This is a genomic window from uncultured Negativicoccus sp., assembly GCF_902480485.1.
Lineage (GTDB): Bacteria > Bacillota > Negativicutes > Veillonellales > Negativicoccaceae > Negativicoccus > Negativicoccus succinicivorans.
On sequence record NZ_CABSTC010000064.1, the window covers coordinates 1 to 6,276 of the forward strand.

A 6,276-nucleotide genomic window follows, 5' to 3' on the forward strand; every position below is an offset into this window, starting at 1 on the left:
CGGCGTCTTCGAAGTACGGGACACGCCGATAATAACAATATCGGCTTTTAAAAATCCGGCCGGATTTTTACCGTCGTCATATTTAACCGCGAATTCGATGGCTTCCACTTTTTTGAAATATTCCTGATCGAGCTTGTGAACCATGCCCGGTTGCATGCGCGGTTTGGTTCCTGCAATCGTTTCGACCGCACGCAACATCGGTCCCATAATATCGACCGAGGTCACCTTGTATTGGCGGGCGATCTCTTCAAAACTGGAACGCAATTCTTCCGAGACGATCGTATGACAAATGATGCCTTCATTCGCCTGCGCTTCGCGCACCGCATCTTCCACCTGCTCTATCGTGCGGATATACGGTACCCGAATGATGTCGATATCTTCCTTGTCAAACTGACTGATCGTGGCACGTGCGACATTTTCCGCCGTTTCGCCCAATGAATCCGAAAGCACATAGATTGTCGGTACTTTCATTTTTTCACTCCTCTTCCCTTGCCACGCCCGATATCCACCAACAAACGAGTCATCCCCGTCTTGGAAATACGGCCGCGCACCTGATAGATTTTTTCGCCCGCCTTGTCCGTGACATCGACTACCGGCAGACAGTCCACCTCGTAATCAATCATTTTTTGGGCCGCCGATAACACGTCGTCATTCATTTCCACATAAATCAGACGACTGCTGGACGTCATGACCAACCGTACTGGCAGGGTAGTGAGTTCCCGTTTGCCCATGGCCGCTTTGAGGAGGTCTTTACGTGAAATAACCCCCGCCAACTCCTGTTGCGTGCCGACAAATAAAGTTCCTACGTCTTCCGTAAACATCGTCACGATCGCATCGTAGGCGGACGCATCTTGAGGCACCATGACCGGCTGTGATAAACATTGCGAAACCGTCATCGAACGGATTTCATCGGCCAAAAGATTGTCCGATTCATTTCCGATATAGAAGTAGCCCATCTTCGGCCGCGCGTCTAAAATCCCCAGCATCGTTAAAATCGCAAGATCACTGCGCAACGCTGCGCGCGTTACCGAAAGACGTTTTGCAATCGCATGCCCCGAGATCGGTCCGTCCGCACGCACCATTTCGGCAATTTTTTCCTGTCTCTCCGAAAGTTCTATCGTTCTCACCACCTGACTCTATTATACAAAAAATGCCCCGTTACGGGGCATTTTTTTATTACCATTTAAGTTCTTCCTGATTGGCCTGGCGACCCTTGCCGGTCACCGCATCCAACAAAATGCGTTGTTCCAGTTGCGCGACCATTTTCTTGGTCGCTTTGACCATATCCGGGTTAACCGATACGGAATCGATGCCCTGGCTGATCAGGAATGCCGTAAAGTCAGGATATACCGACGGCGCTTGCCCGCAGATCGAAACGGTTTTACCGTCACGATGCGCCGCTTCGATCAAGTGTCGAATGGCACGACGTACTGCCAGATTGCGTTCATCGTAAATGTGCGAAACGGTGTCGTTGTCGCGATCGCAACCGAGTATCAGCATCGTGAGATCGTTCGAACCGATCGAGTAGCCGTCCACAAATTCATTAAACTGATCCGCCAAAATAATATTGGAAGGAATTTCCGCCATCAGCCAAACTTTGAAGTCCGGGCCGCGGCGCAAGCCTTCGGCCGCCATCAAATCGGTGATAATGCGAGCTTCTTCCACTGTACGGCAGAACGGAATCATCACATTCAAATTCTTGAAGCCGTATTCTTCACGTACTTTGCGGACCGCCGCCAATTCCAATTTGAATGCTTCGATATAGGTGGGGTCGTAGTAACGGGACGCGCCGCGCCAGCCTAAGAGCGCGCTCGGTTCATGCGGTTCATATTTGTCGCCGCCTTTGAGGTCGCGGTATTCGCTCGATTTGAAATCGCTGAAACGCAAGGTTACCGGACGCGGTGCCATCGCCTGGCACACTTTACGGATGCCGTCCGCCAAACCGTCGACCACGCGTTCCGGGTGACCGATTTCGATCAGGTACAGCGGATGTTCATGAATGAACGTGGTCCAGATAAATTCTTCGCGCATCAGACCGATGCCGTCGCACGGCAACTGTCCGTGTTTTTCTGCCAAGTCCGGATCGCCGAGGTTCATGTATACTTTCGTGCCGGTCGGCGGGAAATATTCCGCCGCCACCGCGGTCTGTTCCGTTGCTTGCGGTTGTTTGACGAGGTCTTCAATCAGGCCGTCATAGACGATACCGTTCGTCGCATCCACCGTAATCATCGCGCCGTCCTGAATGGTTTCCGTGGCGGCGTCACCGCGACTTTGCGTACCGACGATACAAGGAATGCCCAATTCGCGGCTGACGATCGACGCGTGGCAGGTCATGCCGCCCGCATCGGTAACAATCGCTTTTGCTTTCTTCATGGCCGGAACCCAGTCGGGAGCGGTCATTTTCGTGATCAGAATTTCGCCTTCGTTGAACGTATCAATCAGCGACGGGTCCAAGATGACGTGCGCTTTACCGCCGACGCGTCCCGGGCTGGCCGGTAAGCCTTTCAAGAGCGGCTTGCGATCTGTCGCATAATTGGTTTCCGCCGGTTCATTCTGTTTCTTTTCTTTATTCTTTTTCGACCAAACGGTTTCCGGACGCGCCTGGAGAATCTTGATCGAGCCGTCGCGTTCATCGACGCCCCATTCGATATCCATGTAGCAGCCGTAGTGTTTTTCAATCGCCAATGCATAGCGCGCGAGTTCTACGACCTGTTCGTCGGAAATAACTTGCTGTTTCGCTTTTTCCGGATCGACGTTTTGTTCGATAACGCCGCTGCCCGGTTTACGCGTGAGCATAATCGGTTTTTCGTTGATATGTTTTTCCGTAATCGTGAGATCCTGTTTGTTGACAAGGAAGCTGTCCGGCGTTACCGTACCCTGAACAACGTATTCGCCCAAGCCCCAAGCGCCTTCGATCATGATGTTCTGATCATTGCCGGTAGCCAGATCAACCGTAAACATAACGCCCGATGCTTCCGAGAATACCATCATTTGAACGACGGCCGAAAGCGCCACTTCGAGATGATCGAAGCCCTGTTTTACACGGTAATACACGGCGCGGTCGGTGAAGGTGGAAGCGTAGCATTCTTTAACGCGGGCAATTACTTCTTTTTTGCCTTTGACGTTCAAATAGGTATCCTGCTGACCGGCAAAGCTGGCGTCGGGTAAATCTTCCGCCGTCGCGCTGGAACGAACCGCTACAAACGGTGCCTTTTCGCCGACTTTTTGTGCCAGTTCATCGTAAGCATTGCCGATGGCGTCTTGCAATTCCTGCGGCATTTTTACGGCCATGATCGCTTCGCGAATTTGCGCACAAACATCACGCAGCTGCATCGAATCTTCGACGTCCGTCAAATTTTCGAGCAATTCTTTTACTTTATCATCCGCACCCGATTTTTCCATGAAGTAGCGATAGCCGTGTGCCGTTGTAGCAAAGCCGTACGGTACCGGTACCTTCGTCTGTGAGGTAAGTTCGCCCAAGGAAGAAGATTTGCCGCCGACTAAATCGACGTCCGAACGACGCAAGTCGTCAAACCAAAGTACATATGCTTTCTCTTTATCCATTTTGATCTCCTTTCAAAACCCGCGTATTAAAAGAGTATACTATATATCAAAGTCAAGTTTATAGTATATTCTATTTAAATTTCTGTCAAGTGTTATCCGTCGACTTTCAAGATTTGCATAGAGTTCGTTCCGATATCCTGTTTTTGCATACAAAAAAAGAGCTCATGCGAGCTCTTTTTGATTGTCATTTCAGCCTAAACGAATGCGACGATATTTACGTTTGCCGACTTGTAAAACATCATCATTTTGCAACGTGCAATTTTCTTCCATAACTTTTTCGCCGTTGACGCGAACAGATCCCTGTTGAATCATGCGTTTGCCTTCACTGTTGCTCGAGACCATACCGGCCGCATGCAACAATTGCGGCAACCAGACTTCACCCGCATCGATCGCAAGCTCTTCGATCTCACTCGGCAGATCGCGTTCCTGGAAAACGCGGACAAATTCCTGTTCCGCCGCTTCGGCCGCCGCGGCGCCATGGTACAGTTCGACAATCGTTTTGGCGAGCATCATCTTGGCATCGCGCGGATGAACGCTACCGTCTTTGAGCCCCTGCGCCAGCTGTTCCTGCTCTTCGCGCGGCATATCCGTCACCAACATGAAGTAGCGCGCCATCAATTCATCCGGAATCGACATCGCTTTGCCGTACATTTCTGTCGGCTCTTCATCGATACCGATGTAGTTGCCAAGGCTCTTACTCATCTTCTGTACGCCGTCCAAACCTTCCAAGAGCGGCATCGTGATAACGACCTGCGGTTCCATGCCCGTTTCGTTTTGCAGATGGCGACCGACAATCAGATTGAACTTCTGATCGGTACCGCCGAATTCGATATCCGCTTTGGTCGCGATCGAGTCGTAACCCTGCATCAGCGGATACATAAATTCATGCAGCGAAATCGGCCGTCCTTCGGTATAACGTTTTTGGAAATCATCGCGTTCCAACATGCGTGCGACCGTATATTTCGCTGCGAGCGTCAAAACGTCGGCAAAATTCATTTTACCGAGCCATTCGCTGTTGAAATGGACTTCCGTTTTATCGCGATCCAAAATTTTAAAAATTTGATCTTCGTACGTCTTCGCATTGGCCAAGACCTGTTCTTCCGTTAACGGTTTACGCGCCGCGCTTTTACCGCTCGGATCGCCGATACGGCCGGTAAAGTCGCCGATAATCAGAACGATCTGATGTCCCAAGTCCTGAAACTGTTTGAGTTTGCGCAAGACTACCGTGTGTCCGAGGTGAATATCCGGCGCGGAAGGATCCAAACCTAATTTAACCCGCAGCGGCGTATTCGTTGCAACGGCACGCTCCAATTTCTTACGTAATTCATCCAACGGCAAAATTTCCGCCGCTCCAAAACTCATTTGCGCTAACTGTTCTTCTACCGATTTCATCTGCTACCTCCACTACCATTGTTAAACTACTTCTGAGTAATATTATAACCGTTACATCTGTCCGCCCAATATCGACCGTTGCTCATTCGGATCGGTCTTACGCGCGGCATGCGCCAACACACCGTAACCGGCCAAAGCCGACAGAAGCGATCCGGCAAATATACCGATTTTAGCCTGATCTTGAAACGCCGGATTGACAAACGCCAACATCGTGACGAAAAGTCCCATGGTAAAACCAATTCCGCACAAAATGGAGCAACCGTACACATGCTCCCAACGAGCGCCGGTAAGCATGCCCACATAACCCGTTTTTACCAAACCGTAAAACGCGGCGAACACGCCGATCTGTTTACCGATGAACAAACCTAAGGCGATGCCGAGCACTACCGGATCCAAAAGGTCGCCCCAGTGGAACCCGTTGAAAGATACGCCGGCATTCGCGAATCCGAAGATCGGCAGGATGATGAAAAACACAGGTAAATGCAATGCTCCCATCCAGGAGTCGAGAATATGCATCACGCCGCCGGATTTCGTTTTCGCGGTCAGCGGAATCGTCAGAGCCAAAACGACGCCGGCAATCGTGGCATGCACGCCGGAACGCAGGAAGCAATACCATAAAATAGAACCCAATATAGCATACGGCACGGCGTTACCCACATTACGACGATTTAAAAATAACAGAATCGCCACAATAACCGCCCCCACCAAAAGATAGGTGAACGCCACTTCATTCGTATAAAAAAACGCAATAATTAAAATCGCCAGTAAATCATCAATAATCGCCAACGCCGTCAAGAAAATTTTAAGCGAACGCGGCACACGTTTTCCCAACAGCGCCAACACGCCTAATGCAAATGCGATATCAGTCGCCGCCGGAATCGCCCAGCCGTGCGCCGTATCACTTCCCAACGGGTTAAAGATGAGGTAAATCGCTGACGGAACGACTAAACCGCAAAAAGCGGCAATCCCCGGCAACATGCGTGCGGAACGCTCCCGCAAATCGCCCTCATAGATTTCACGTTTAATCTCCAGACCGACGTATAAAAAGAAAAACGCCATCAACAGATCATTGATCCAAAGTAAAGGTGTAAGTCCGCCGAAAGGCTGATTCAAAAAGCTGAAATAGGAAATCGCCAGCCCGCTATTCGCAACGATCAGCCCCAGTGCGGATGCGATCATCAGAAGAATCCCGCTCGACGTATCCGCCTGAATAATCTTTTTTAAACTCGTCATCCTCTCAACCACCTTTATGCGCCGGCAGAGTATCAGCATCATTCATAATATGTACCGACACAGTACCAGTATAACTCATGTATAATT

5 protein-coding genes are annotated in these 6,276 nt (G+C 50.3%); all 5 read right to left on the bottom strand.

Annotated features, from left to right (window positions below; genetic code table 11):
- Positions 1-471, bottom strand: a 471-nt coding sequence (locus RDN69_RS05535) for a kinase/pyrophosphorylase (protein ID WP_288218343.1), incomplete at its 3' end; no start/stop codon positions are given.
- Entirely contained in the window at positions 468-1,118 is a 651-nt protein-coding gene (locus RDN69_RS05540) for a helix-turn-helix transcriptional regulator (protein ID WP_081944229.1), read from the bottom strand. The genes RDN69_RS05540 and RDN69_RS05535, both read right to left, overlap by 4 nt.
- 58 nt (positions 1,119-1,176) lie before the next feature.
- Positions 1,177-3,564 (bottom strand): phosphoenolpyruvate synthase, encoded by a 2,388-nt coding sequence (ppsA, locus tag RDN69_RS05545; protein ID WP_024049102.1) that lies wholly within the window; start codon positions 3,562-3,564, stop codon positions 1,177-1,179.
- Positions 3,565-3,753: 189 nt separating this feature from the next.
- Positions 3,754-4,956, bottom strand: coding sequence for a tyrosine--tRNA ligase (tyrS, locus tag RDN69_RS05550; RefSeq protein ID WP_024049101.1), 1,203 nt, complete (start codon positions 4,954-4,956; stop codon positions 3,754-3,756).
- Positions 4,957-5,007: 51 nt separating this feature from the next.
- Entirely contained in the window at positions 5,008-6,189 is a 1,182-nt protein-coding gene (gene nhaA, locus RDN69_RS05555) for a Na+/H+ antiporter NhaA (protein WP_288218344.1), read from the bottom strand.
- Between the last annotated feature and the right edge of the window lie 87 nt (positions 6,190-6,276).